A 24,369-nucleotide genomic window follows, 5' to 3' on the forward strand; every position below is an offset into this window, starting at 1 on the left:
TTGCGGCACTTTTGGCACCACAGCTGTCCGGCGAAAAAAATGTGCAGGCGTATTAAACAAGCCACACTGTATATGTGTCAAGCGCTTTGGGGGCGCAATTCACGTTTCAATATAAAACAAGCGCTCTAAAAGCGCTTGTTTGGGGAAAAACAGGGTAAAACGTTAGTGTTTTACTACCTCGCCGGCCGCATCAGGCTTCGCCGCGGCGGCCGTGACGGCCTCCACTGCGGCCACTTCGGTCAGCGCTTCAGGCATGCGTTCGAGGGCAATTTCCAGCACTTTGTCGATCCAGCGCACCGGCACGATCTCCAGCTTGTTCTTGACGTTGTCCGGAATTTCGGCCAGGTCTTTCACGTTCTGCTCTGGAATCAGGACCGTCTTGATGCCGCCGCGATGGGCCGCCAGCAGCTTCTCTTTCAGGCCGCCGATCGGCAATACTTCGCCGCGCAAGGTGATCTCGCCCGTCATCGCCACGTCGGCGCGCACGGGGATGCCAGTGAAGACCGACACCATCGCCACCGTCATGGCCGCGCCAGCCGAAGGACCGTCCTTCGGTGTCGCGCCTTCCGGCACGTGGATATGGATGTCGCTCTTCTCGAACACGTCCGGCTTGATGCCCAGGCGCGCGGAACGGCTGCGCACGACGGTGCGGGCCGCCTCGATCGATTCCTTCATGACGTCGCCCAGGGTGCCCGTACGGATGACGTTGCCCTTGCCCGGCATCGACACGGCTTCGATGGTCAGCAGATCGCCGCCCACTTCCGTCCATGCCAGACCGACCACCTGGCCTACCTGGTTTTCTTTCTCTGCGACGCCGAAATCGTAGCGGCGCACGCCGAGGAACTTGTCCAGGTTCTTCGAGTTGACGATGACTTTCTTGTCGGACTTCTTCAGCAGCAGCATCTTGACCACCTTGCGGCAGATCTTCGACACTTCGCGCTCGAGCGAACGCACGCCGGCTTCCCGCGTGTAGTAGCGGATGATGTCGCGCAGCGCCGATTCGGCCACCGAAATTTCGTCTTCCTTCAAGCCATTGTTCTTGATCTGCTTCGGCAGCAAATAACGCTGCGCGATGCTGGTCTTCTCGTCTTCCGTGTAACCGGACAGGCGGATCACTTCCATGCGGTCAAGCAAGGCTGGCGGAATATTGTACGAGTTCGACGTCGCCACGAACATCACGTCGGAGAGGTCGAAATCGACTTCGATGTAATGGTCGGAGAACGTGTGGTTCTGTTCCGGATCGAGCACTTCCAGCAGGGCCGACGAGGGATCGCCACGGAAATCGGCGCCCATCTTGTCGACTTCATCGAGCAGGAACAGAGGATTGCGCACGCCGACTTTCGACAGCGATTGCAGGATCTTGCCCGGCATCGAGCCGATGTAGGTGCGGCGATGGCCGCGGATTTCCGCTTCGTCGCGCACGCCGCCCAGGGCCATGCGCACGAACTTGCGGTTCGTCGCGCGGGCGATGGACTGGCCCAGCGAGGTCTTGCCGACGCCCGGAGGGCCGACGAAGCACAGGATGGGCGCTTTCAGCTTGTCGACGCGCTGTTGCACCGCGAGGTACTCCAGGATGCGTTCCTTGACCTTGTCGAGGCCGTAGTGGTCGCCCTCGAGCACTTTTTCCGCATTCGACAGGTCGTTATTGACCTTGGATTTCTTTTTCCACGGTAAATTGACGAGCGTGTCGATGTAGTTGCGCACGACGGTGGCTTCGGCCGACATCGGCGACATCAGCTTGAGTTTTTTCAGCTCGTTGGTGGCCTTGTCGAGCGCTTCCTTCGGCATCTTGGCCGAAGCGACTTTTTTCTCCAGCTCGTCGAGGTCGGCACCATCTTCGCCCTCGCCCAGTTCCTTCTGGATCGCCTTGACTTGCTCGTTCAGGTAGTACTCGCGCTGCGATTTTTCCATCTGGCGCTTGACGCGGCCACGGATGCGCTTTTCCACCTGCAGGATGTCGAGCTCGCCTTCGAGCTGGCCCAGCAGGTGCTCGAGGCGCTTGGCCACGCTGAAAATTTCCAGGATGACTTGTTTTTGCTCAAGCTTCAGCGGCAGATGCGCGGCCACCGTGTCGGCCAGGCGGCCGGCATCGTCGATGCCCGACAGCGATGCGAGGATTTCCGGCGGGATTTTTTTGTTCAGTTTGACGTACTGGTCGAACTGCTGCACGATCGCGCGGCGCATGGCTTCGACTTCCGACTCGTCGCCCGGCTCGGATTCGAGCGGCGTCAGGTCGGCGATGAAGTGCGTCGGCGCATCGCTGATATGGTTGATACGGGCACGCTGCGCACCCTCGACCAGCACCTTGACGGTGCCGTCGGGCAGCTTGAGCATTTGCAGAATATTGGCGACGCAGCCAATTTCATAGATGTCCGAAGGCGATGGCTCGTCCTTCGCGGCTGCTTTTTGAGCGGCAAGCATGATGCTCTTGCCCTGCTCCATCGCAGCTTCCAGCGCCTTGATCGACTTTGGACGGCCAACGAACAGCGGTATCACCATATGCGGGAAAACGACGACATCCCGCAACGGCAATAACGGCAGTTGAGTTTGCTCAGTTAATTTGGAAGTTGTCATGGCGTACCTTATAGAAAGCGTGTTTACGATGTTGGCGCTCGCTGCCAAAACACAAGACCGGCGAGAATAAATAATTCTGTGAAACAAACATTTTGTTCATTTCGCAAAACACACCCGCATGACTGTAACAAGTGCAGTTGTAACAGTAAAAAAGCCACGCGCAGCTAAGCGCCGCGAGTGGCTTTCCGATTGAAGCCTGCACTCATTGATTTAAATTGTACTGCCATGCATTAAGGAATCAAAACCCTTTTTATGCATTTGTCTCGGCAGTAATCAATTTTCTCCGGAGGCCTTGGCAGTCTCTTGGTAAATCAACAAAGGTTTGGCGCCGCTGGTGATGGTATTTTCATCGATGACGACCTTCACCACGTTCTGTTCGCTCGGCAGTTCGTACATGACGTCCAGCAAAGCGTGTTCCAGGATGGAGCGCAGGCCGCGGGCGCCCGTCTTGCGCGCCAGCGCCTTCTTGGCGATCGCATGCAGGGCGGCCGGACGAATCTCCAGTTCCGCGCCTTCCATCTCGAGCAGCTTCGAATACTGCTTGATCAGCGCATTCTTCGGCTCGACGAGGATCTGGATCAGCGCCTCTTCCGTCAATTCCGCCAGCGTGGCGATGACGGGCAGACGGCCCACCAGTTCCGGGATCAGGCCGAACTTGACCAGGTCTTCCGGTTCCGCTTGCAGCATCAGTTCGCTGGCCGAGCTTTGCGACTTGCTGCGCACGGTGGCCGAGAAACCGATACCGCTCTTTTCGGAACGGTTGGCGATCACTTTCGACAGGCCGTCGAAGGCGCCGCCGCAGATGAACATGATGTTGGTCGTGTCGATCTGCACGAAATCCTGGTTCGGATGCTTGCGGCCGCCTTGTGGCGGCACGGAAGCCATCGTGCCTTCGATGAGTTTCAGCAAGGCTTGCTGCACGCCCTCGCCCGACACGTCGCGCGTGATGGACGGATTGTCGGACTTGCGCGAAATCTTGTCGATCTCATCGATGTAAACGATGCCGCGCTGGGCTTTCTCGACGTCGTAGTTGCAGCTCTGCAGCAGCTTCTGGATGATGTTTTCCACATCCTCGCCCACATAACCGGCTTCGGTCAGTGTGGTGGCGTCGGCGATGACGAACGGCACGTTGAGCATGCGCGCCAGGGTCTGCGCCAGCAGGGTCTTGCCCGAGCCGGTAGGACCGACCAGCAAGATGTTGCTCTTGGCCAGTTCGATGTCGTCTTTCTTGCCCAGGTGCTTGAGGCGCTTGTAATGGTTGTACACCGCCACCGACAGGATGCGCTTGGCAGTCTGCTGGCCGATCACGTACTGATCGAGCAAGGCGGCAATTTCTTGCGGCGTCGGCAGGTCGGATTTGGTACCGGTCACCGTCTCGATGCTCGACGTTTCATCACGGATGATGTCGTTGCACAAGTCGATGCACTCGTCGCAAATGAACACGGACGGGCCGGCGATGAGTTTCTTCACCTCGTGCTGGCTTTTGCCGCAGAACGAGCAATACAGTAATTTTTCGCCGCTAGAGGATTTTTTGTCTGACATAAGGCATTTTGGTTGGAACTGCATTAACAATATTGCTAAATCGCAAGCCGGAGTGCGGTAGTTGCCCGCAAAGGCAGCCACCCATGGCGCAAGTCAACAACGTGCACAAGCTCCATGCTACCCGAAATAAAAGCGAAACGCCCGAACGTTTGATCGCCCGGGCGTTTACTTACTTGCTTAGCAATACCGGTAGGGGCTCATCAAGCGCGGCTGGTCAACACTTTGTCGATCAAACCATACTCGACGGCCTCGTCGGCGGACATGAAACGGTCGCGGTCGGTGTCCTTGGCGATCTGTTCGATCGACTGGCCCGTGCGCTCGGCCATGATGCCGTTCAAGCGGGTACGCAGGTAAAGGATTTCCTTCGCCTGGATCTCGATGTCCGACGCCATGCCTTGCGAACCACCGGACGGCTGGTGAATCATGATGCGCGAGTTCGGCAGCGAGAAACGCTTGCCCTTGGCGCCGGCGGCCAGCAGGAAGGCACCCATCGAGGCGGCCATCCCGGTACACAGGGTCGAGACGTCCGGCTTGATGAACTGCATGGTGTCGTAGATGGCCATGCCGGCCGAGACCGAGCCACCTGGCGAGTTGATGTAGAGCGAGATTTCCTTTTCCGGATTCTCGCTCTCCAGGAACAGCAGCTGGGCGACGACCAGGTTGGCCATCTGGTCATTGACCGGGCCGACCATGAAAATCAAGCGTTCCTTCAGCAGGCGCGAGTAAATATCATACGAGCGCTCGCCGCGACCGCTTTGTTCCACCACCATCGGCACCAGGCCGAGCATCTGTGTGTCCAGCGCTGGATTACGGTTCATACCTGTCATTTCATTTCCTTGTGAAGCAGTTAGGGGATGCCGCATATACCTTACGGCAAGAGGCGGCATCCCAATACCAACTGGTTTACGCTTGTGCGTTGCTTCCCATCAGTTCGTCGAAAGCAACTGCTTTCGTCGTGACTTTCGACAGGCCCAACACGTAAGTGACGACGTTTTCTTCCAATACAAGGGCTTCGATCTCACCCAGGCGACGACGGTCGCTGTAGTAGTACTTCAGCACTTCGCGTGGATCTTCGTAGCTTTGGGCGAAATCTTCGATCTGCGCCTTGACTTGCTCAGGCGTTGCCTGCAGGTTGTTGTCGCCCACCAGTTGCGACAGGATCAGGCCCAGGCGTACGCGACGCTCGGCTTTTTCCGCGAACAGTTCTGCTGGGAAAGGCACGTCCTTGACGTTCATGCCGCGCTGCGCCATGTCCTGGCGGGTCATTTCGGCCAGGCGCTCGGAATCCTGAGCGATCAGCGTTTTTGGCACTTCCAGCTCAGCAACTTTGATCAGCGCGTCCATGACGGCTTCCTTGTTGCGCGCTTTTACGCGGCCAGCGACTTCGCGCTGCAGGTTGACTTTGATGTCTTCGCGCATTTTGGCCAGGTCGCCATCGGCAACGCCCAGGGACTTTGCGAATTCGGCATCGACTTCCGGCAGGTGCGCCCATTCCAGCTTTTGCAGCGTGATGGTGAACGAGGCGGTTTTGCCGGCCACGTCCTTGCCATGGTAATCCTCAGGGAACGACAGCGGGAAAGTCTTCGATTCGCCCACTTTCAGGCCCAGGGTCGCGGCTTCGAATTCTGGCAGCATGCGGCCTTCGCCCAGCACGAAAGCGTAGCCTTCAGCTTTGCCACCTGGGAATTCAACGCCGTCGATCGAGCCGACGAAGTCGACGGTCACGCGGTCGCCGTTGGCAGCGATCGGCTCACCGCCGTCGCCGTGTTCGCCAGCTTCGCCCTTGGTGTGGAAGTGCACGCGCTGCTTGCGCAGGATGTCGATGGTCTTGTCGATTTCGGCTTCCGAGACGTCGGCTTGCACGGTTTCGATTTCAACGCCGGCCAGGTCGCCGATGACGACTTCCGGGTACACTTCGAAGGTGGCGTCGAAAGCCAGCTGGCCTTCCGCGGCGTCGTCTTTCGACACGATGTTCGGGTAACCGGCGACGCGCAGGTTGTTTTCGTTGGCGGCGTCGTTGAACGCGCGGCCGACTTTGTCATTCAGCACTTCGGATTCGATTTGGTAGCCGTATTGTGCTGCGACCATTTTCAACGGCACTTTGCCCGGACGGAAGCCCGGTGCCTTAGCCGTACGGGCTTGCACTTTCAGGCGCTTCTCAACTTCCGTGCGGACGTCCGTCAGCGGGAAGGAGATCGTGATACGACGTTCGAGTTTGCCCAAGGTTTCGACTGCAGTTGCCATGTAAAAAATCGTCCAAAAAATAAGATACTGTTGGTGCGAGAAAAGAAGACCCGACCCCTTGCGCCATTAATGACGACAAGACATGGGTCCAGCTTCACTCGCTCGCATATTCATCTGTAACGTACTGCAAGCAGGATGATGGACCTGGTCTACCCGGCATGGAACAAGCCACCAGGCACCAAACAATCCGCCGCTTCCAATACTGCGACAGGGCTCCGAGCGTCCAGCCATGCTTCAAGGTAATCGCAGGGCCGGCCATCATTCGGTAAAGCGTGGCATTATAACAAAGGACTTCGGAGAAGTGGCTGGCTTTGCGGCCCGGCCACAGAGGATGCCAGCGGCGGCGAACGAGTCGCCACAGCCTGGGTCTGCCCTGTCTTTACTCTTGCCCCGGCATACTTCATTTCGCCAGAGACAGGCTTTCCAGCCTGCTTCGTTCATTAGTATATGCGAACTGTCGCTCCGTCCGAAACAAAGAAATGCGCTGACAACGAAGTTTTCGGGCAAAAAACCATTGATTTGCCTCAATTTGGCCATTTTTCAGGCAAAACCCCGGCGGCGCCCTGTCCTGCCCGCGCATTTCAGGCGAAAAACAGCACGGGCGCAGGCGTGCCGGATAGCGGCTACGGGCGTAAATCTGTCGAAAATGAAGGACCGGGCCGGCGCTGCCGGCGGCGCGGCGGCGCATATGGCGCATGAAGAAACATGAGAACAACTCGATGGTGCTGCACCCGCGGGCTGGAGCAGCCCGGGCTGGTGCGGATGGGGAGACTCGAACTCCCAAGCCGAAGCACTGGCTTCTAAGACCAGCGTGTCTACCAATTCCACCACATCCGCAATTTGTACGCAGCTTGTACATACCACTTGACTGCTGCCCCCGATTTTAACAACTCGGGAGCATTCTGGCTACCTTGGACTTGCACTGCAAGCCGGCGGTAAAGCAAAGGCGGCATTCTACTGGATTTCCCAGAGGAATGCCGCCTTTTTTATGCCGCTAGTTTACTGCCGTATCCTAGCCCGCTTTTGCGCTCGCCGGCTCCGGCTTCCTGACCCGGAACCAGGCCGCGTACAGGGCCGGCAGGAACAGCAGGGTCAAGGCCGTCGCCAGGATCAGGCCGCCCATGATGGCGACGGCCATCGGCCCCCAGAACACGGAGCGCGACAGCGGTATCATCGCCAGCGCGGCGGCGGCGGCCGTCAGCACGATGGGGCGGCAGCGGCGCACGGCCGAGTCGATGATGGCGTCCCACGGCGCCGAGCCATCCTTGATGTCTTGCTCGATCTGGTCGACAAGGATCACCGAGTTGCGGATGATCATGCCGAACAGCGCGATGATGCCCAGGTTGGCCACGAAACCGAGGGGCCGGCCCAGCGCCAGCAGGGCAAATGCGGCGCCCGCCACGCCCAGCGGCCCCGTCAGGAACACCAGCAAGGCGCGCGAGAAGCTGTGCAGCTGCAGCATCAGCAAGGTGAAGATGATGAAGATGGCCAGCGGCAAGTTGGCCGCGATCGACGCTTCCGCTTCGCCGCTGTCGGCCGCCACGCCCTTCACGGTGATGCGGTAGCCGGCCGGCAACTTGGCGCGCAAGGCGTCCAGCTGCGGCGCCAGTTGCGTCGACACGGTGGCGCCCTGGATGCCGTCGACCACGTCCGACTGCACGGTAATGGCCCATTCGCGCTTGTCGCGCCAGACGACGCCCGGCTCCCACACGAAGTGCGCGCGGGCCAGCTGCGAAATCGGCACGGACTTGCCCGTTGCCGTCGGGATATTCGTGTCATTCAACACGGAAATCGTCGCCCGCTCTTCCAGCGGCTGGCGCACCTGGATGTCGATCAGCTTGTTGTCTTCGCGGAACTGGCCGATGACCGTGCCCGACAGGATGGTATTGGCCGCCTGCATCACCGTTTTCGAGGTGACGCCCAGCGCACGCATCTTGTCCTGGTCCAGGTCCAGGCGCAGCACCTTCACCGATTCATTCCAGTTGTCGTTCACGCCCAGCGTGTTCGGGTTGGCGCGCAGGATGTCCTTGACCTGGTCGGCGATGGCGCGCACGCCCTCCACTTCCGGCCCCGTGACGCGGAATTGCACGGGATACGGCACCGGCGGTCCGTTCGGCAAGAGTTTCACGCGGCCCCGCACTTCCGGGAAGTCTTTCTTGAAGACATCGACGATTTGCTGGCGCAAGCGTTCGCGGTCAGCCAGGCTCTTCGGCAAGACCACCACTTGCGAGACGTTGGTCTGCGGGAAGATCTGGTCGAGCGGCAGATAGAAACGGGGACTGCCGGTACCCACGTAGCTGGTCACGCTTTCCACGCCGTCGAGCTTGCCAACGAAGGCTTCGAATTTCTTGACCTGCTTTTCATTCGCGGCAAACGTCGTGCCTTCGGGCGACCACAGCTCCACCATCAGTTCCGGCCGGCTGGAATCGGGGAAGAATTGCTTCTCGATGAAATTGAAGCCATAGATGCCCAGCGCGAAGATGGCCAGGGTGGCGGCGATCGTCGTCTTGCGCCATTCCACGCACCAGGTGACGGCGCGGCGGAAGCGGCGGAAATTCGGCGTATCGAACAATTCATGGTCGTCATGCGCGTGCGGCTTGACCTTGAGCAAGATGTAGCCGATGTATGGCGTGAAGACGACGGCCACCACCCAGGAAATGATCAGGGCCAGCGCATTGACGGAGAACAAGGAAAACGTGTATTCGCCCGCGGCCGACTTGGCCAGGCCGATGGGCAGGAAACCCGCCACCGTGATCAGGGTGCCCGTCAACATGGGCATGGCCGTCGACGTGTAGGCGAACGTGGCCGCGTCGAAGCGGGAAAAGCCCTCTTCCATCTTGCGCACCATCATCTCGACGGCGATGATGGCGTCATCGACCAGCAAGCCCAGCGCGATGATCAGGGCGCCCAGTGAAATCTTGTGCAAGTCGATGTCGAGCATGCGCATGCACAGGAAGGTGACGGCCAGCACCAGCGGGATGGTCAGCGCCACCACCAGGCCCGGCCGCACGTCGATGCGCAGCGGCTTCGTGTGCAAGCCCAGCGCGACGAAGCTGACGGCCAGCACGATCAGGATGGCTTCGATCAGGGTATGCACGAACTCGCCCACGGAGGCCGACACGGCTTCCGGCTGGTTCGACACGCGCTGCAGCTCTATGCCGACCGGCAACTCGCTCTTCATGCGCGCCACCGTCTTTTGCAGGGCCTTGCCCATGTCGATGATGTTGCCGCCCTTTTCCATCGACACGCCCAGGCCGATCACTTCCTTGCCGTTGAAGCGCATCTTGTCCTTCGGCGGATCGACGAATTCGCGCTTGACCGTGGCGAAATCACCGAGGCGGAAGGTGGTGCCGTTGGCGCGCAGTTCGAGGTTTTCCAGGTCCTTGACGGTCACCATGGCGCCCGTCACGCGCACTTGCAGGTTGTCCGTCGGCGTCACCAGCACGCCGGTGGCGTTGATCGAGTTTTGCTCGGACAGTTGCTGCACGATGGCCGAGAAAGGAATGCCCAGCTGGGCAAATTTCTTGTGGGAAAAGATAATATTGATCTTTTCATCTTGCACGCCGAATAGTTCCACCTTCGACACCTGCCCCACGGCCAGCAGTTCCTGGCGCACCTTGTCCGCGTAATCCTTCATTTCCGCATAGGTGAAACCGTCGCCGGACAGGGCGAAGATGGAGCCGTAGGTGTCGCCGAACTCGTCATTGAAGAACGGTCCCACGACGCCGGCCGGCAAGGTGCCCTGGATGTCGCCGATCTTCTTGCGCACCTGGTACCAGGCGGCCGCCGTTTCCTTGGGCGGCGCCGATTCGCGCAGTTCCAGCAGGATCAAGGTCTCGCCAGGCTTGGAATAGCTAGTGATTTCGTCGATATACGGCGTTTCCTGCAGCTTCTTTTCCAGCTTGTCCGTGACTTGCTCGGCCATCTGCAGGGCCGTCGCGCCCGGCCAGTACGCTTGCAGCACCATGGCGCGGAAGGTGAATGGCGGGTCCTCGTCCTGGCCCAGGCTGGCGTAGCTGAGCATGCCGCCGATCAGCAGCACGGCCATCAGGTAGCGCGTCAGCGGAATGTGTTCGAGCGCCCAGCGCGACAGATTGAAGCCGCCCTTCATTTGGCGGCCCCGACTGTAATGGCGCTGGCGGACGCGGCTGCCGGCGCGGCCGTTTCCGCGCCCAGGATCGTGACTTTCTGGCCTGGTTTCAGCAGGTTGACGCCGGCCGTGACCACCGTCTGCCCCGCTTTCACGCCCGAGCTGAGCACCAATTCATTGCCGGCCACGCCTCCGACCGTCACGGGCACCAGTTTCACGGCGCCGTTCTCCACCACCCACACGGAGCTTTGCGATTTCTCATTGAACAGGGCCGTCAGCGGCACCTTGATCTGCGGCGTGGCCGTCTGCGAGGCGAACTGCACCGCGGCCGTCATGCCCAGCCGCGCTTGCGGCGCGTCGGGGATGCTGACCTTGGCCACGTAAGTGCGCGTGGCGGGATCGGCCACGGGCGACACTTCGCGGATCTTGCCTGGCAGCGCCTGCTTCGGGTCGGCCCACAGCCGCACGACGACATCCTTGACCTGGCGCAAGGTATCGACCTTATCTTCCGGAATGCCGATCACGACTTCCTTCTCGCCGGACTTCGCCACCACCACCACGGGCGTGCCGGGCGCCACCACCTGCCCCACTTCCGCCTCGATGCGCGTGACGACGCCATCGACATCGGCGACCAGGCTGGCATAGCCGGACTGGTTGGCCTGGCCACGGTAGGCGGCCTGGGCCGCTTCCACATTCGATTGCGCCGCCTTGTAGCTGGCATCCTTGCTATCGAGCACGGCCTGGCTGACGAAGTTTTTCTCGCGCAAGTCCTTGTAGCGCTTCAGCTCGGCGCGTGCCAGGTCGCGGTTCGTTTCCGCGCTGACCAGCGCCGCCTTCGCCTGCGCCTGCGACAATTGCAGGTCGACGGGGTCGAGCTGCATCAGCAGCTGCCCCTTTTTCACCACGGCGCCCACGTCGACCTTGCGCGCGACGATCTTGCCGCCCACGCGGAAACCCAGCTGCGACGCCACGCGGGGCACGACCTCGCCCGCCAGCTCCGCATTCACATCGATATTGGTACTAGACAACACAATCGCGCGCACGGGGCGCACGTCTTCCACCTTGGCCGCAGGCTTGGAACAGGCCGCCATGGTCATGGCAAGGGCCGCGGCGGCGATCAGGCGCAGGGCGGGAAGAGCTGGCGCGCCGGTCTCGCGGCGCAGGGTTTTCAGGGCAAACAAGGTATTTTCCTTTACTATGCGGGCTGTTAGATTTTTACGTGAGGAAACTTTTCGCTTGGCGGCTGGCTCGAACGAAATTTTTTCGCACGCGATATCCTTAAATTTGTGACAATATCAGCTTGGTCATGGCGGAGGCTTACGCACCGTTAATGACTTTCTGGTTAGTAATTATAATCGCGGCCAAAAGTTTTTAGTGACTTTTGCGTCATTAATCTTGAGATGTACAACGTCCGGCAAAACCGCGGGTTTGGACGGCGTTCGACATCACTGCAAGACTAGAGAAGTGTGTTCATGCCTGTAGATCATTACGAAAATTTTCCTGTAGCATCATTTTTACTGCCGCGCCGCCTGGTGCCCGCCGTCGAAGCCATCTATGCCTTCGCCCGCAGCGCCGACGACCTGGCCGATGAGGGCGACGCCACGCCGGCCGAGCGCCTGGCCTCCCTGCACGCCTATGTAGCGGCGCTGGCCCGGATCGAGCGCCAGGAAAGCCACACGGGCGAGAGCGCGGCCATCTTCGAGCGCCTGGCCACCATCATCGCCAAATTCCAGCTGCCAATGAAACCGTTTTACGATTTATTGTCGGCCTTCAAACAGGATGTGGAAACGACGCGCTACGCCAGCTACGAGGATGTCCTCGACTATTGCGCCCGCTCCGCCAATCCCGTCGGCCTGTTGATGTTGCACCTTTATGGGGCGGCCGATGAAGAGAATGTACGCGATTCCGACGCGATATGTTCAGCTTTGCAACTAATTAATTTCTTGCAAGACGTTGCCATCGACCAGCAAAAGGAGCGCATCTACCTGCCGATGGAAGATCTGACCCGCTTCGCCGTCTCGCCGGCCGCCTTCGAGCGCCCCGAGGCGCACGGCAAGTGGAGCGCCCTGATGCGCTTTGAAGTGGCGCGCACGCGGGCGCTGATGCTGTCCGGCGCGCCGCTGGCCCTGCGCCTGCGCGGGCGCATCGGCTGGGAATTGCGCCTCGTGGTGCAAGGCGGCTTGCGCATCCTCGAGTGCATCGAGGCCGTCAATTACGACGTCTTCCGGCGCCGGCCGAAGCTGGAGAAGCGCGACTGGCTGATCATCTTCTGGCGCGCCTTGCGCATGTCGCGCAAAAGCCTGCGTCAAGAGACGCAAGTAAAAACGGCTTTTCCCCCGTCGCCCACTCTGTAAGACGATAGAATAGCGGCTTCGATCTGCAACCCTTGCTCTTTTGACTATGTCTCCCGACGAATACTGCCAACAAAAGGCCGCCCAGAGCGGCTCCAGCTTCTACTACAGCTTCCTGTTCCTGCCGGCCGAACGCCGCAAGGCCATCACGGCCCTGTACGCCTTCTGCCGCGAAGTCGACGACACGGTCGATGAATGCACGGACGAAGCCGTGGCACGCACCAAGCTGGTCTGGTGGCGCAAGGAAGTCAAGGCCATGTACGAGGGCAACCCGACGCATCCCGTGATGCGCGCGCTGCAGCCGCACCTGGCCATCTACACGCTGGAAGAAAAGCATTTGCAGGCCATCATCGACGGCATGGAAATGGATTTGAACCAGACCCGCTACCTCGACTACCAGGCCATGAGCCGCTATTGCTGGCACGTGGCCAGCGTGGTCGGCATCTTGTCGGCCAGCATCTTTGGCGCGACCCGCCCGGAAACCCTGCTGTATGCGGAAAAACTGGGCCACGCCTTCCAGTTGACCAACATCATCCGCGACGTGGGCGAAGATGCGCGCAAGGGGCGCATCTATTTGCCGATCAGCGAGTTGCAGCAATTTAACGTGACGGCGGCCGACCTGCTGAACGCGCGCCACAGCGACAACTTTGAAAACCTCATGCGTTTCCAGGTGGCACGCGCGCAGAAAGCGTATGACGAGGCGTTCGCGCTGCTGCCGGCCGAAGACCGCCGCGCCCAGCGCCCGGGCCTGATCATGGCCGCCATCTACCGCACCCTGCTCAATGAAGTCGAGCGCGACGGTTATCACGTGTTGAAACAGCGCATCTCGCTCACGCCGATCCGCAAACTGTGGCTGGCCTGGAAGACCTGGGTCCGTGGCTGAGCATAGCGTGAAGCAACGCTACGCCGTCATCGGCGGCGGCTGGGCTGGTTGTGCGGCCGCCATGGAACTGGCGCGCGCCGGCCATGCCGTCACCGTGTTCGAAGCGGCCCGCACGCTGGGCGGCCGCGCGCGCCGCGTCGAGAAGGACAATGCCGTACTCGACAATGGCCAGCACATCCTGCTCGGTGCCTACACGGAAACCTTGCGCCTGATCAAGCTGGCGGGCCAGGATCCACGCGAACTGATCCTCACCCTGCCCCTGCAGATGCGCTATCCGCCCGGCGCGGGCGGCATGGATTTCATCGCGCCCCGCCTGCCCGCGCCGCTGCACCTGGCGTGGGCCTTGCTGCGCGCCAAAGGCTTGCAGCGCGCCGACAAGCTGTCGCTGATGCGCTTTTCCACCGCCATGCGCTGGATGGGCTGGCAACTGTATAACGATTGCACGGTCAGCGAACTGCTGCAGCGCTTCGACCAGACGGACACCTTGTGCCGGCTGATGTGGCACCCGCTGTGCCTGGCCGCGCTGAATACCCCGCCCGGGCGGGCCTCGGCCCGCGTCTTCATCAACGTGCTGCGCGACAGCCTGGGCGCGCGCCGCCGCAGCGCCTCCGACATGCTGATCCCGAAGGCGGACCTGAGCGCCGTGCTGCCCGACGCGGCCGCCCGCTACGTGGAAGGGCATGGCGGCACCGTCAAGCTGGGCGCCAAGGTGGACGCCATACAAGCGCTGCCCGACGGCCGCTGGCAACTCGACGAGGCGGCCAGCTTCGACGGCGTCATCGTCGCCACCTCGTCGGTACAGGCGGCCGCCCTGCTGCAAGGCGTGCACGATGCGCGCCTGGACACCGTAATTAGCCAGATGCAAGCCTTCACGCCGGAAGCCATCAGCACCTGCTACCTGCAGTACGACGCCGGCGTGCGCCTGGGCTTGCCGTTTTACGCGCTCGTCGATGCGCCGGACAGCCAGCACTGGGGCCAGTTCGTCTTCGACCGGGGCCAGTTCGACGCCAGCCAGGCGGGCATGCTGGCCGTCGTCATCAGCGCTTCAGGCGATGCCGCAGAGCAAGGCCATGCGCCGTTGGCGCAAGCCGTCGCCGCCCAGCTGGCGCAGGTGCTGCAGCGTCCGGCGCTGGCGCAGCCGCTGTGGAGCCAGCTGATCACGGAAAAGCGCGCCACCTTTGCCTGCACGCCGGACCTGGCGCGTCCCGGCAACGCCAGCGGCCTGCCGGGCCTGGTGCTGGCCGGCGATTACACGGCCAATGACGACCGGACGCAGGACTATCCGGCCACCATCGAAGCGGCCGTGCGCAGCGGCGTGGCGGCGGCGCTGGCCGTCCGCGCCGGCAGCCAGACGGAGCGGACGCCAAAGTAGACTTGACGGTGCATCCCTCCCTGGTGTCGCTGGACCCCGTGAAATTGCATTCTGTCGCACCGCGCTGGTGCACCCGCGTGCGCTTGGGTACAGTCCGACCATAGCCAACCACCATGCCACGAGGAAGACCATGCACACCACCCTGCACTTGAAAACCAGCTTGAAAGCCGTGGCGCTGCTGGCGGGCGTGGTGCTGGCCATGCTGCTCGTCATGGACGGACAGCAAGTACAACAGGCGCAAGCAGCACCGCTGCCGCTGAGCCAGGCAAGCATGCTGCTGCCGGCACTCGGCTGATACGCGCCACGCAACGGACATGACAACCATGAATAAACAAGATTATCTCGAGGCGCTGCGGCGCGCACTGGCAGGCTTGCCACCGGACCTGGTGGCCAAGACGCTCGACTATTACGAACAGACCTTCATCGAAGGCGCGGCGGCCGGCCGCAGCGAGCAGGAAATCGCCGACGACCTCGGCGATCCGAAGAAGATCGCCCTGACCTTGCGCACCAGCACCCACCGCCAGGCCTTCGAACAGAAGAAGACGCCCGTCAACCTGCTGCGGCTGCTCATCTCGCTGATCGGCCTGGCCATCTTCAACCTGTTCATGGTGGTGCCCGCCGCCGTCTACGCAGCCCTACTGGCCACCCTGTATGCCGTCGGCCTGAGCTTTTACCTGGCCGGCATCGCCATCACGGCCAGCGGCTTGTCGGGCGCCAACGAACTGGTGCTCGACGGCCCGCTGCGCCACATCTTCATCCACGACGACGATGGCGGCGACGGCGACGACAGGCGCGAGACGCGCATCATCATCGGCGACACGGGCATCGAGGTGGACCACGTGCCCGGTCCCGTGCAGCGCGAGCCGGGCGAGACCGAGGCGCAAAATACCTCGTCGCGCATGATGGAGCGGGCCGAAGCGCTGGCCGGCAGCGGCATCCGCATCTCGACCGACATGGACCGCGATGCGCGCACCACGCAAACCGTGTTCGGCGTTGGCATGTTGCTCGGCGGCATAGTCATCTTCCTGCTCAGTCTGGTAGTAACGCGCTATACCTTGATCGGCCTCAAACGCTATATCGCCATGAATATTTCCCTGCTCAAAGGTCACTAAGAAAGGCTGTCATGAAACGCTTACTCAAAGTCGGTCTGAGCATGTTCCTGCTGGCCCTGGTCCTGATCGCCATGTCGTATGCGGCGCTGCGCGCCAAGGGCATCAGCAGCCCCAGCAGCGCCGCCGGCCGCGCCGTGCGCAGCGAAACGCGCCCCATCCCCGCCGATATCACCAGCATCGACCTGGCGGGTCCCATCGACCTCGTGCTGCGCCGCGGCGCCACGCCATCGCTGAAGGTGAGCGGCGAGCAGCGCCTGCTGTCGAATGTCGACACGACGGCCGACGGCACGACCCTGCATATCGGCCCGAAAGGCATGCTGTTCCACCATCGCCAGCCGCTGCAGGTGGAACTGGTGCTGCCGGCCCTCGTCCGCGTGGAAGTGCACGGCAACGGCGACAGCCGGATCACGGGATTTTCCGGCGACAGTTTCATCCTGGAATTAACGGGTTCGGGCGACGTCAGCTTCACGGGCCGCTACAAGCAGGTGCAAGCGACCGTCAACGGCAGCGGCGACCTCGACATCAATGGCGGCAACAGCGACAGCGTGGTGCTGGAAATGGTGGGTTCGGGGCGCATCGCCGCCAGCGGCAATACCAAGTTCCTGCGCGCCGACCTGAGCGGCTCGGGCGATATCGACGCCGAGCACCTGGCCGCCGACAAGGCCAGCGTCAGCCTGCAAGGCTCGGGCCAGAGCACGATCTTCGTGCGCGACGCCGCCAACCTGAGCCTGCGCGGCAGCGGCGACATCCACGTCTACGGCAACCCGCGCCAGCGCGATGCGCAAAAGAGCGGCTCAGGCGACATCATCTGGCATTGATGATGACAGCCGCGCCTCAGGCGCGGCGCTCTTCCAGCCACGTCACCGCCTGCTCGCCGGCCGCCTTGCCTTGCGCCAGGCATGCCGTCAGCAGGTAGCCGCCCGTCGGCGCTTCCCAGTCCAGCATTTCCCCCGCCACGAACACGCCCGGCATGGCGCGCAGCATGCTGCCGTCCACGCCGTCGAATGCCACACCGCCGGCGCTGCTGATGGCTTCATCGATGGGGCGCGGGCGCCGCAAGGTGACGGGCAGCAGTTTGATGGCGGCCGCCAGCCTGGCTTCGTCGGCAAAGTCGGCCGCGCTCAGGCATTCGCGCAGCAAGCCCGATTTCACGCCCTTTATTCCCAGCCGGCTTTGCAGGTGGCTGGACATCGAACGGGCGCCGCGCGGGCGCGTCACTTCCTCGAACACGCGCTCATGGCTGTGGTCGGGCACCAGGTCGAGCCAGATGGTGGTGCTGCCCTCGGCCGCGATCTGCTCGCGCAGGGCGGCCGACAGCGCGTAGATCAGGCTGCCCTCGACGCCGCCCGCCGTGATGACGAACTGCCCCTGGCGCTTGATCGTCAAGCCATCGATGTCGCGCGCCGTGACGGCCACGGTGGCCAGGTGTTCGCCCGCATGACGGCTGCTGAAATGCCCGCTCCAGTCCACGTCGAAGCCGCAATTGGCCGGCGCCAGAGGCGCCACGGCCACGCCCTGTCCTTGCAGCAGCGGCACCCAGGCGCCGTCCGAACCCAGGCGCGCCCAGCTGCCGCCGCCGAGCGCCAGGATCACGGCGTCAAAGGCGAAGCGGCGCTCGCCGTCCGGCGTGGCAAACGCCAGCTGGCCGTCCTGCCAGCCCGTCCAGCGGTGGCGCATGTGAAATTGCACGCCCGCTTCGCGCAGGCGGTGCAGCCAGGCGCGCAGCAGGGGCGCGGCCTTCATATCGGTGGGGAAGACGCGGTTCGACGAGCCGACAAAGGTCTCCACGCCCAGGCCGTGCACCCAGTCGCGCACTTTTTGCGGGCCGAACTGGTCCAGTGCCGGTTTCACGCGCTGCGCCTGTTTGCCGTAGCGCGAGACGAAGGGCTGGTAGCCTTCCGCATGCGTGATGTTCATGCCGCCGCGCCCTGCCAGCAGGAATTTGCGGCCGACGGACGGCATGGCGTCGAACAGCTCCACCCTGGCCCCCTGCTCGGACGCCGCCTGGGCGGCCATCAGGCCGGCGGGACCGCCGCCGATGATGGCGATGTGGAAGGGAGGAAGGCTGGAGTTGGACATGGCAGGCTGGGAAACGGTGAAAACCCCGGCATTTTAGTCGAGATTGGCGGTGTTCAGGCTGCCCGATGACGATGGCGCCCAAAAATGAGGCATACTGCTAGCGCATGCTGCAACGATCAGCAGTTTCATATCACCAGACGACGAGACACGAGAGGAGAAACACATGGGAGCAGGATTCTGGATTTCCCGCTATTTGCTGGCCAGCTCGATTTTATTCATCATCCTGATGGTGGTCGAGTACAGCAAGGGCACAACCAGCCAGGCCGATATCCTGAGCGCGCTGGCCTGGTCGCTGGTGGCGTCGGCCATCTTCATCGGTTCGAAGTACTGGCGCTACAAGAAAGCCGTCGCATGTGCGACGTGCAGCGACGCCACGGGCGGCAAGCCGAAAAACAAGGCCTCATAAGACCATGGCCGCTCCAGGGAGCGGCCACTTTCAAGGCGCCGGCATCAGCCGCCCGTCACGGGCGGGAAGAACGCCACCTCGTCGCCATCCGATACGGGCGTATCGGCATCGCACATCACCTGGTTGTGCGCCATGCGCAGCGAACGCGCCTGCGCCAGCGCATATTCCCAGTTGCCGCCACGGCCGATCAGCTGGGCGCGCACGTCGCCCACGGTACGCAGCGGCGCGGCGCCCTCTTCCACCACCAGCACTTCCTGGGCCGTGCCCACCAGCTCGCGCACGCTGGCGAAAAATCGCAGATTGATCTTCATCAAGACTTCCTTAGTACAGCAATTCGTTAAACGGGATAAAGCGCAGCATGTCGCCGCGCGCGATCGACAGTCCCGGCGGGCAGTCGATCAAGCCGTCGCCCCACACGGTGGAGGTCAGCACGCCCGAACTCTGGTTGGCGAACAGTTCCAGCGCGCCGTCGTCCGTCACTTTGGCGCGCAGGAATTCATTGCGCCTGTCCGCCTTCAGGCGCTCGAAATTGGCCGGCAGGCGGTAGCTGCGCGGCGCCACGCTCCCTTCCACCCCCTGCAGGCGCAGGATGAAGGGGCGCACGAACAGCAGGAAGGTGACGAAGCTGGAAACGGGATTGCCGGGCAAGCCGACAAAGAACGCGTCCTTCACTTCGCCGAAGGCCAGCGGCTTGCCCGGCTTGACGGCGATCTGCCACATGTTCAGCCGCCCTTCCGCTTCCACGGCCGGCTTGATATGGTCTTCCTCGCCCACGGATACGCCGCCCGAGGTGATGATCAGATCATTGCCCTCGGCCGCCTGGCGCAGCACGGCGCGCGTCGCTTCCAGGCTGTCGGGCACGATGCCCAGGTCCGTGATCTCGCAGCCGAGGTTTTCCAGCAGGCCGCGCAAGGTAAACCGGTTCGAGTTGTAGACGGCGCCCGGCGCCAGCGGCTCGCCGGGCATGGCCAGTTCGTCGCCGGTGAAAAACACGGCCACGCGCAGCTTGCGCAGCACGGGCAGCTGCGCCAGGCCCACCGAGGCGGCCAGGCCCATTTCCTGGCTGCGCAAGCGCCGGCCGGCGCCGAGGATCACGCCGCCGGCGCGGATATCCTCGCCCTGGCGGCGCACCCATTCGCCCGCCTGCGGCACGTGGTTCACCGTCACCACGCCGTCCGCCACCGTACACTGTTCCTGCATCACGACGCAGTCGGCGCCGTCCGGGATCAGGGCGCCCGTGAAGATGCGCGCCGCCGTCCCCGGCTGCAGGGGCTGGCCCACGTGGCCGGCCGCGATGCGCTGCGACACGGGCAGGCTGGCCGCGCCGCTGGCGCAGTCCTGCGCGCGCACGGCATAGCCATCCATCTGCGTGTTGTCGCGATCGGGCACGTTCAGGGTCGAGGTCTGCTGCGCCGCCAGCACGCGGCCGTTGGCGCGCATGGTGTCGACCTGCTCCACCTGCGTCACGGGGCGCGCCGCGCCCAGCATGAAGGCTTGCGCCTCGGCCACCGACAGCATGGGCTTGCGTTCTGCAGTAGGAGCACTCATCACAAGCCCGTGTTGGCGGCGATATACGCCTTCATTTTTTCCACGTCGGCACCCATCACGACGAACTTTTGCGGCAAGTCCTCGATGTTCTCGAAGCCGGCCGGGCGCTCCGCATCCACGCCCAGCGCTTCGAGGATGGTTTCGTTGAACTTGGCCGCCAGCGCCGTTTCCAGCACGATCATCGGCACGTTGGGCTCCAGGTGCTCGCGCGCCACCTTGATGCCGTCGGCCGTGTGCGTGTCGATGGTGATGCCATAGTCGTCGGCGACGTCGCGGATGGTGTCGAGACGGTCCTGGTGCGTGGACTTGCCCGACTTGAAGCCGTAGTTGGCCACCAGCTGGAATTCGTCGCCGTCGCTGCCAGGCTTGCCGGACAAGTCGAAGCCGCCATGCGTTTCCACTTTCGTGAACAGGGCGCGCACGCGGTCGCTGTCGCGGCCCACGAGGTCGTAGACGAAACGCTCGAAGTTGGACGCTTTCGAGATATCCATCGACGGGCTGCTGGTATGGTAGGTCTCGGCGGACTTGCGCACGCGGTACACGCCCGTGCGGAAGAATTCGTCGAGCACGTCGTTTTCATTGGTGGCGGCCACCAGTTTCGAGATGGGCAAGCCCATCATGCGGGCGATATGGCCGGCGCAGATATTGCCGAAGTTGCCCGATGGCACCGTAAACGACACTTTCTGTTCGTTGCTGGTGGTGGCCGCCAGGTAGCCGCGGAAGTAGTACACGACCTGCGCCACGACGCGCGCCCAGTTGATGGAGTTGACGGTGCCGATCTTCTGCTTCGCCTTGAACGGCAGGTCGTTCGACACGGCCTTCACCATGTCCTGGCAGTCGTCGAACACGCCTTCGACGGCGATGTTGTAGATGTTCGGGTCTTGCAGGCTGAACATCTGCGCCGTCTGGAAGGCGCTCATTTTCTTGTGCGGCGACAGCATGAAGACGCGGATGCCCTTCTTGCCGCGCATCGCGTATTCGGCCGCGCTGCCCGTGTCGCCCGAGGTGGCGCCGAAGATATTGAGTTCGGCGTCGTGCTTGGCCAGCGTGTATTCGAACAGGTTGCCCAGCAGCTGCATGGCCATGTCCTTGAAGGCCAGGGTCGGGCCGTTCGACAGCGCCTGCAGGATCAGGGTGGTCTGGCCGCCCTTGACGACGTTTTCTTCGAGCACGCGCAGCGGCGTGATGTCGGCCGCGTTTTCGCCGGCGCGGGCGTTCTTGTAGACTGCCTTGGTATAGGTTTTCGCCGTCAGTGCCTTCAGGTCCGCGGCCGGGATATCGGTGGCGAACTTCTTCAGGATTTCGTAGGCCAGGTCGGCATACGACAATGTGCGCCAGGCGTTGAGCTCGGCACCAGTGACTTGCGGGTAGTGTTCAGGGAGATACAGTCCGCCATCGGGGGCCAGGCCGCCCAGGAGGATGTCGGAGAATTGCTGCAAAGATGATTGTTGCGACTGCAATGGCGCTGTATCAGCGCGGGTAGACACGTAATGCATAGATTTGAAGAGTCCAGTTGAGCTGAGAGCGGTTGATCATGAATGGCAGCGGATATTATAGTGCCAGCCGCCGTCCAAGGCGAATCGCGTGGCGCGGGCCAGGGCAGGATGTGACAATTGGAGAGCCTGACTATTATCAAACAGGCCATAATGGCATGAGATCAAGCCAGGCGAACATGGCCGGCGCACGCACTGGCGCGCGCCGCCGATTTGCGCCACACTGTGCTTTCTGCCCTGTACCGTGCCAATGATGGAATCGAGAACCATGGAATCGAAAACCGGCCATGCCGATCAGTAAAAAACCGTACCTGCAAAGCGCCGCGCTGCGCCCTGACGCCGTCGTCGACCTGGACCACTATCCGTTCACCATCCCCGCCATCCGCGATTTCGTGCACATCGATTTCCACCGCGACGTGACATTTTTCGTCGGCGAGAATGGCAGCGGCAAGTCGACCATGCTCGAAGCGCTGGCCGTGGCGCTGGGCTTCGGCAAGGATGGCGGCACGCGCAGCGTGCGCATTGCGCAGGAATCGGACCAGGAATCGGGCCTGCACGCGCATCTGCGCCTGAGCAAGAGCTACAAGAAACCGGACGACAGCTATTTTCTGCGCGCCGAGAGCTTTTTCAATGTCGCCACCTATATGGACGACATGCCCGAATACCTGGGCAGCTACGGCGGCAAGTCGCTGCACGCGCAGTCGCACGGCGAAGCCTTCATGGCCACCCTGATCAACAAGTTGCGGGGCAAGGGACTGTATCTGCTGGACGAACCGGAGGCGGCCCTGTCGCCGAGCCGCCAGCTGGCGGCTTTATCGGTGATCCACCAGCTGGTGCAGGACGATTCGCAGCTGATCATCGCCACCCACTCGCCCATCCTGCTGGCCTACCCGCACGCGAAGATCCTGATGTTTACGGGTGGCGGCATCCACGAAGTGGCATACGAAGACACCGAGCACTTCGCCGTGACGCGCGATTTCCTGAATAATTATCCAAGAAGGCTGGAGCAGCTGTTCGAGGAAGAGTGAGGGTGATGGCTTGCTGCCGTGGTGATGTCGGCTTACGCGCTTTGCGCTAAGCCGACCTACGCGATGTTAAAGAGTCGCATGGGACGTCGCGGCGGCGCGATGGACAATGTCGGCTTACGCCCTGCGGGCTAAGCCGACCTACGTACACCGTGGCGTATCGTAGGTCGGATTAGCGCTCCGCGCGTAAGCCGACACTACCAGCAACACATCAGCAAGCCGCGTGGTTCACCGTGATCACGTGGACCGCCAGGCCGCCCAGCGACGTTTCCTTGTACTTGTCCTGCATGTCCGCGCCCGTCTGGCGCATGGTTTCGATGACTTCGTCGAGGCTGACGAAATGCGTGCCGTCGCCCTTCAGCGCCAGCGAGGCGGCCGTGATGGCTTTCACGGCGCCCATGCCGTTGCGCTCGATGCACGGGATCTGCACCAGGCCGCCGATCGGGTCGCACGTCATGCCCAGGTGGTGTTCGATGCCGATTTCGGCCGCGTTCTCGATTTGTTCATTCGTCCCGCCCAATGCCGCCACCAGGCCGGCCGCCGCCATGGCGCACGCCACGCCCACTTCGCCCTGGCAGCCCACTTCGGCGCCCGAAATCGAGGCATTGCGCTTGCACAGCATGCCGATGGCGGCCGCCGTCAGCATGAAGCGGCGCACGCCGCCCACCGGATCGCTGGGGCGGCAGTCCTGCGCGTAATAGCGCAGCACGGCCGGGATGATGCCGGCGGCGCCGTTGGTCGGCGCCGTGACGACACGCCCGCCGGCCGCGTTTTCCTCGTTGACGGCCATCGCGTACAGGCTGACCAGGTGCACGGCGTCGTGCGGCAAGTCGTTGGCGCGGTTGTCCGACGCCTTGGCGTCCTGCGCCAGCCGCCATAATTTGGCGGCGCGGCGCTTCACGTTCAAGCCGCCCGGCAGGTTGCCCGTCGTTTCCAGGCCGTGCGCGATGCAGTCGCGCATGACGTGCCAGATGCGGTCCAGGCCTTCATTGAGCTCCGCGTCGCTGCGCTTGACGCATTCGTTCGCGCGCAGCATTTCGGGGATCGACAGGCCGCTTTCCACGCCATGCGCCAGCAGCTGCTCCATGGTGTCGAAGGGGAAGACGACGCGCGCGGAAGCGGCCGACTCCACTGCCGCTTCGGCCTGCGCTTCGCCGGCCTCGCGGATAAAACCGCCGCCGATCGAGTAATACACCTTGTCGACGCGGCTGCCGTCCGCCAGTTTCAGGGTAAACAACATGCCGTTCGGATGCTCGGGCAGCGACTCGCTCTTGTGCCAGATCAAGCCCGTGGCCGCCGTAAACGGCACCACGTGCGTGCCCAGCAGCGCGATTTCACCGGCCGCCTCGATGGCGGCCAGCTTGCTGTCGACGGCATCGGGCGCCACGTGCTGCGGCGTTTCCCCCATCAGGCCGAGAATGACGGCCTTGTCCGTGGCATGGCCCACGCCCGTCAGCGCCAGCGAGCCATACAGGGCCGCCTCGACGCCCACTACCTGGTCCAGCGGACCGTATTCGACCAGAAAACGCCGCGCCGCCACCATCGGCCCCACCGTATGGGAACTCGACGGCCCGATGCCGATCTTAAACAGGTCAAATACGCTCATGTCCATATAGTGTCTCTTTGCTTGTGTTTTAGTTATTTATATTG

The 24,369-nt window shown here is 62.4% G+C and carries 19 protein-coding genes and 1 tRNA gene; 8 read left to right on the forward strand and 12 right to left on the reverse strand.

All coding sequences use genetic code 11. The annotated features are described in order from the left end of the window. Window positions 1-162: 162 nt before the first annotated feature. The 7 genes from lon to YQ44_RS13165 all read right to left on the reverse strand — a co-directional run bounded on the left by lon (window position 163) and on the right by YQ44_RS13165 (window position 11,631). Complete coding sequence (gene lon, locus YQ44_RS13135) at window positions 163-2,574, reverse strand: endopeptidase La (RefSeq protein ID WP_071323759.1); 2,412 nt, start codon at window positions 2,572-2,574, stop codon at window positions 163-165. Between the two features lie 273 nt (window positions 2,575-2,847). Then, entirely contained in the window at window positions 2,848-4,116 is a 1,269-nt protein-coding gene (gene clpX, locus YQ44_RS13140; RefSeq protein WP_010398446.1) for an ATP-dependent Clp protease ATP-binding subunit ClpX, read from the reverse strand. A 200-nt stretch (window positions 4,117-4,316) separates the two neighbouring features. Beyond that, the gene (gene clpP, locus YQ44_RS13145) at window positions 4,317-4,934 is read right to left on the reverse strand and encodes an ATP-dependent Clp endopeptidase proteolytic subunit ClpP (RefSeq protein WP_374106380.1); all 618 of its coding nucleotides are present in this window, start codon (window positions 4,932-4,934) and stop codon (window positions 4,317-4,319) included. 85 nt (window positions 4,935-5,019) lie between these two features. Then, complete coding sequence (gene tig / locus YQ44_RS13150) at window positions 5,020-6,360, reverse strand: trigger factor (protein ID WP_071323760.1); 1,341 nt, start codon at window positions 6,358-6,360, stop codon at window positions 5,020-5,022. 754 nt (window positions 6,361-7,114) lie between these two features. Next, a tRNA-Leu gene (locus tag YQ44_RS13155) sits at window positions 7,115-7,197 on the reverse strand. Between the two features lie 175 nt (window positions 7,198-7,372). Continuing rightward, a complete protein-coding gene (locus YQ44_RS13160) occupies window positions 7,373-10,471 on the reverse strand; it encodes an efflux RND transporter permease subunit (protein WP_071323761.1) in 3,099 nt (1,032 codons plus the stop codon). After that, the gene (locus YQ44_RS13165) at window positions 10,468-11,631 is read right to left on the reverse strand and encodes an efflux RND transporter periplasmic adaptor subunit (protein WP_083411825.1); all 1,164 of its coding nucleotides are present in this window, start codon (window positions 11,629-11,631) and stop codon (window positions 10,468-10,470) included. Before YQ44_RS13165 ends, YQ44_RS13160 begins: the two co-directional genes overlap by 4 nt. A 291-nt stretch (window positions 11,632-11,922) precedes the next feature. On the opposite strand from YQ44_RS13165, the gene hpnC reads away from it, so the two are divergent. The 6 genes from hpnC to YQ44_RS13190 all read left to right on the forward strand — a co-directional run bounded on the left by hpnC (window position 11,923) and on the right by YQ44_RS13190 (window position 16,986). Then, window positions 11,923-12,804 carry a squalene synthase HpnC gene (hpnC, locus tag YQ44_RS13170; RefSeq protein ID WP_071323762.1) on the forward strand — a complete coding sequence of 294 codons (882 nt, stop codon included), beginning with the start codon at window positions 11,923-11,925 and terminating at the stop codon, window positions 12,802-12,804. Window positions 12,805-12,850: 46 nt separating this feature from the next. Then, a complete protein-coding gene (gene hpnD, locus YQ44_RS13175) occupies window positions 12,851-13,684 on the forward strand; it encodes a presqualene diphosphate synthase HpnD (RefSeq protein WP_071323763.1) in 834 nt (277 codons plus the stop codon). Between the two features lie 7 nt (window positions 13,685-13,691). Continuing rightward, window positions 13,692-15,056 carry a hydroxysqualene dehydroxylase HpnE gene (gene hpnE / locus YQ44_RS13180; RefSeq protein WP_232251278.1) on the forward strand — a complete coding sequence of 455 codons (1,365 nt, stop codon included), beginning with the start codon at window positions 13,692-13,694 and terminating at the stop codon, window positions 15,054-15,056. A gap of 130 nt (window positions 15,057-15,186) precedes the next feature. After that, a complete protein-coding gene (locus YQ44_RS28895) occupies window positions 15,187-15,351 on the forward strand; it encodes a hypothetical protein (protein WP_156894820.1) in 165 nt (54 codons plus the stop codon). 28 nt (window positions 15,352-15,379) lie between these two features. Next, the gene (locus YQ44_RS13185) at window positions 15,380-16,168 is read left to right on the forward strand and encodes a DUF1700 domain-containing protein (protein WP_071323765.1); all 789 of its coding nucleotides are present in this window, start codon (window positions 15,380-15,382) and stop codon (window positions 16,166-16,168) included. An 11-nt stretch (window positions 16,169-16,179) separates the two neighbouring features. Continuing rightward, complete coding sequence (locus tag YQ44_RS13190) at window positions 16,180-16,986, forward strand: head GIN domain-containing protein (RefSeq protein ID WP_071323766.1); 807 nt, start codon at window positions 16,180-16,182, stop codon at window positions 16,984-16,986. A gap of 16 nt (window positions 16,987-17,002) precedes the next feature. Here YQ44_RS13190 and YQ44_RS13195 read toward each other — a convergent pair whose 3' ends face one another. After that, window positions 17,003-18,247: a TIGR03862 family flavoprotein gene (locus tag YQ44_RS13195; RefSeq protein ID WP_071323767.1), complete on the reverse strand. Its 1,245-nt coding sequence runs from the start codon at window positions 18,245-18,247 to the stop codon at window positions 17,003-17,005. Window positions 18,248-18,410: 163 nt separating this feature from the next. Here YQ44_RS13195 and YQ44_RS13200 point away from each other — a divergent pair, with 163 nt between their 5' ends. Further along, window positions 18,411-18,653, forward strand: coding sequence for a hypothetical protein (locus tag YQ44_RS13200; RefSeq protein ID WP_071323768.1), 243 nt, complete (start codon window positions 18,411-18,413; stop codon window positions 18,651-18,653). A 44-nt stretch (window positions 18,654-18,697) separates the two neighbouring features. Here the strand turns inward: YQ44_RS13200 and moaD are convergent, their stop codons facing one another. Genes moaD through thrC form a run of 3 tightly spaced genes read right to left on the reverse strand, consistent with a single transcriptional unit; the run spans window position 18,698 to window position 21,697 of the window. Then, window positions 18,698-18,964: a molybdopterin converting factor subunit 1 gene (gene moaD / locus YQ44_RS13205; RefSeq protein WP_071323769.1), complete on the reverse strand. Its 267-nt coding sequence runs from the start codon at window positions 18,962-18,964 to the stop codon at window positions 18,698-18,700. A gap of 10 nt (window positions 18,965-18,974) precedes the next feature. Beyond that, a complete protein-coding gene (locus tag YQ44_RS13210; protein WP_071323770.1) occupies window positions 18,975-20,201 on the reverse strand; it encodes a molybdopterin molybdotransferase MoeA in 1,227 nt (408 codons plus the stop codon). Further along, window positions 20,201-21,697, reverse strand: a complete 1,497-nt coding sequence (gene thrC / locus YQ44_RS13215) for a threonine synthase (protein ID WP_071323771.1) — start codon at window positions 21,695-21,697, stop codon at window positions 20,201-20,203. The genes YQ44_RS13210 and thrC overlap by 1 nt, the downstream gene beginning before the upstream one ends. Before the next feature lie 284 nt (window positions 21,698-21,981). Here thrC and YQ44_RS13220 point away from each other — a divergent pair, with 284 nt between their 5' ends. Further along, entirely contained in the window at window positions 21,982-22,722 is a 741-nt protein-coding gene (locus YQ44_RS13220) for an AAA family ATPase (protein ID WP_071323772.1), read from the forward strand. A gap of 208 nt (window positions 22,723-22,930) precedes the next feature. On the opposite strand, the gene YQ44_RS13225 is transcribed toward YQ44_RS13220, so the two are convergent. Continuing rightward, a complete protein-coding gene (locus YQ44_RS13225; protein WP_071323773.1) occupies window positions 22,931-24,331 on the reverse strand; it encodes an L-serine ammonia-lyase in 1,401 nt (466 codons plus the stop codon). Window positions 24,332-24,369 lie beyond the last annotated feature (38 nt).

This window comes from Janthinobacterium sp. 1_2014MBL_MicDiv (assembly GCF_001865675.1).
In the GTDB taxonomy this organism is placed as follows: Bacteria; Pseudomonadota; Gammaproteobacteria; order Burkholderiales; family Burkholderiaceae_D; genus Janthinobacterium.

Excerpts from the sequence above, each read along its gene's own strand:
- lon (WP_071323759.1), bottom strand. The coding sequence starts at position 2,574 with ATGACAACTTCCAAATTAACTGAGCAAACTCAACTGCCGTTATTGCCG.
- clpX (WP_010398446.1), bottom strand. The coding sequence starts at position 4,116 with ATGTCAGACAAAAAATCCTCTAGCGGCGAAAAATTACTGTATTGCTCG.
- clpP (WP_374106380.1), bottom strand. The coding sequence starts at position 4,934 with ATGAACCGTAATCCAGCGCTGGACACACAGATGCTCGGCCTGGTGCCG.
- tig (WP_071323760.1), bottom strand. The coding sequence starts at position 6,360 with ATGGCAACTGCAGTCGAAACCTTGGGCAAACTCGAACGTCGTATCACG.
- YQ44_RS13160 (WP_071323761.1), bottom strand. The coding sequence starts at position 10,471 with ATGAAGGGCGGCTTCAATCTGTCGCGCTGGGCGCTCGAACACATTCCG.
- hpnC (WP_071323762.1), top strand. The coding sequence starts at position 11,923 with ATGCCTGTAGATCATTACGAAAATTTTCCTGTAGCATCATTTTTACTG.
- hpnD (WP_071323763.1), top strand. The coding sequence starts at position 12,851 with ATGTCTCCCGACGAATACTGCCAACAAAAGGCCGCCCAGAGCGGCTCC.
- YQ44_RS28895 (WP_156894820.1), top strand. The coding sequence starts at position 15,187 with ATGCACACCACCCTGCACTTGAAAACCAGCTTGAAAGCCGTGGCGCTG.
- YQ44_RS13185 (WP_071323765.1), top strand. The coding sequence starts at position 15,380 with ATGAATAAACAAGATTATCTCGAGGCGCTGCGGCGCGCACTGGCAGGC.
- YQ44_RS13190 (WP_071323766.1), top strand. The coding sequence starts at position 16,180 with ATGAAACGCTTACTCAAAGTCGGTCTGAGCATGTTCCTGCTGGCCCTG.
- YQ44_RS13195 (WP_071323767.1), bottom strand. The coding sequence starts at position 18,247 with ATGTCCAACTCCAGCCTTCCTCCCTTCCACATCGCCATCATCGGCGGC.
- YQ44_RS13200 (WP_071323768.1), top strand. The coding sequence starts at position 18,411 with ATGGGAGCAGGATTCTGGATTTCCCGCTATTTGCTGGCCAGCTCGATT.
- moaD (WP_071323769.1), bottom strand. The coding sequence starts at position 18,964 with ATGAAGATCAATCTGCGATTTTTCGCCAGCGTGCGCGAGCTGGTGGGC.
- YQ44_RS13210 (WP_071323770.1), bottom strand. The coding sequence starts at position 20,201 with ATGAGTGCTCCTACTGCAGAACGCAAGCCCATGCTGTCGGTGGCCGAG.
- thrC (WP_071323771.1), bottom strand. The coding sequence starts at position 21,697 with ATGCATTACGTGTCTACCCGCGCTGATACAGCGCCATTGCAGTCGCAA.
- YQ44_RS13220 (WP_071323772.1), top strand. The coding sequence starts at position 21,982 with ATGCCGATCAGTAAAAAACCGTACCTGCAAAGCGCCGCGCTGCGCCCT.
- YQ44_RS13225 (WP_071323773.1), bottom strand. The coding sequence starts at position 24,331 with ATGGACATGAGCGTATTTGACCTGTTTAAGATCGGCATCGGGCCGTCG.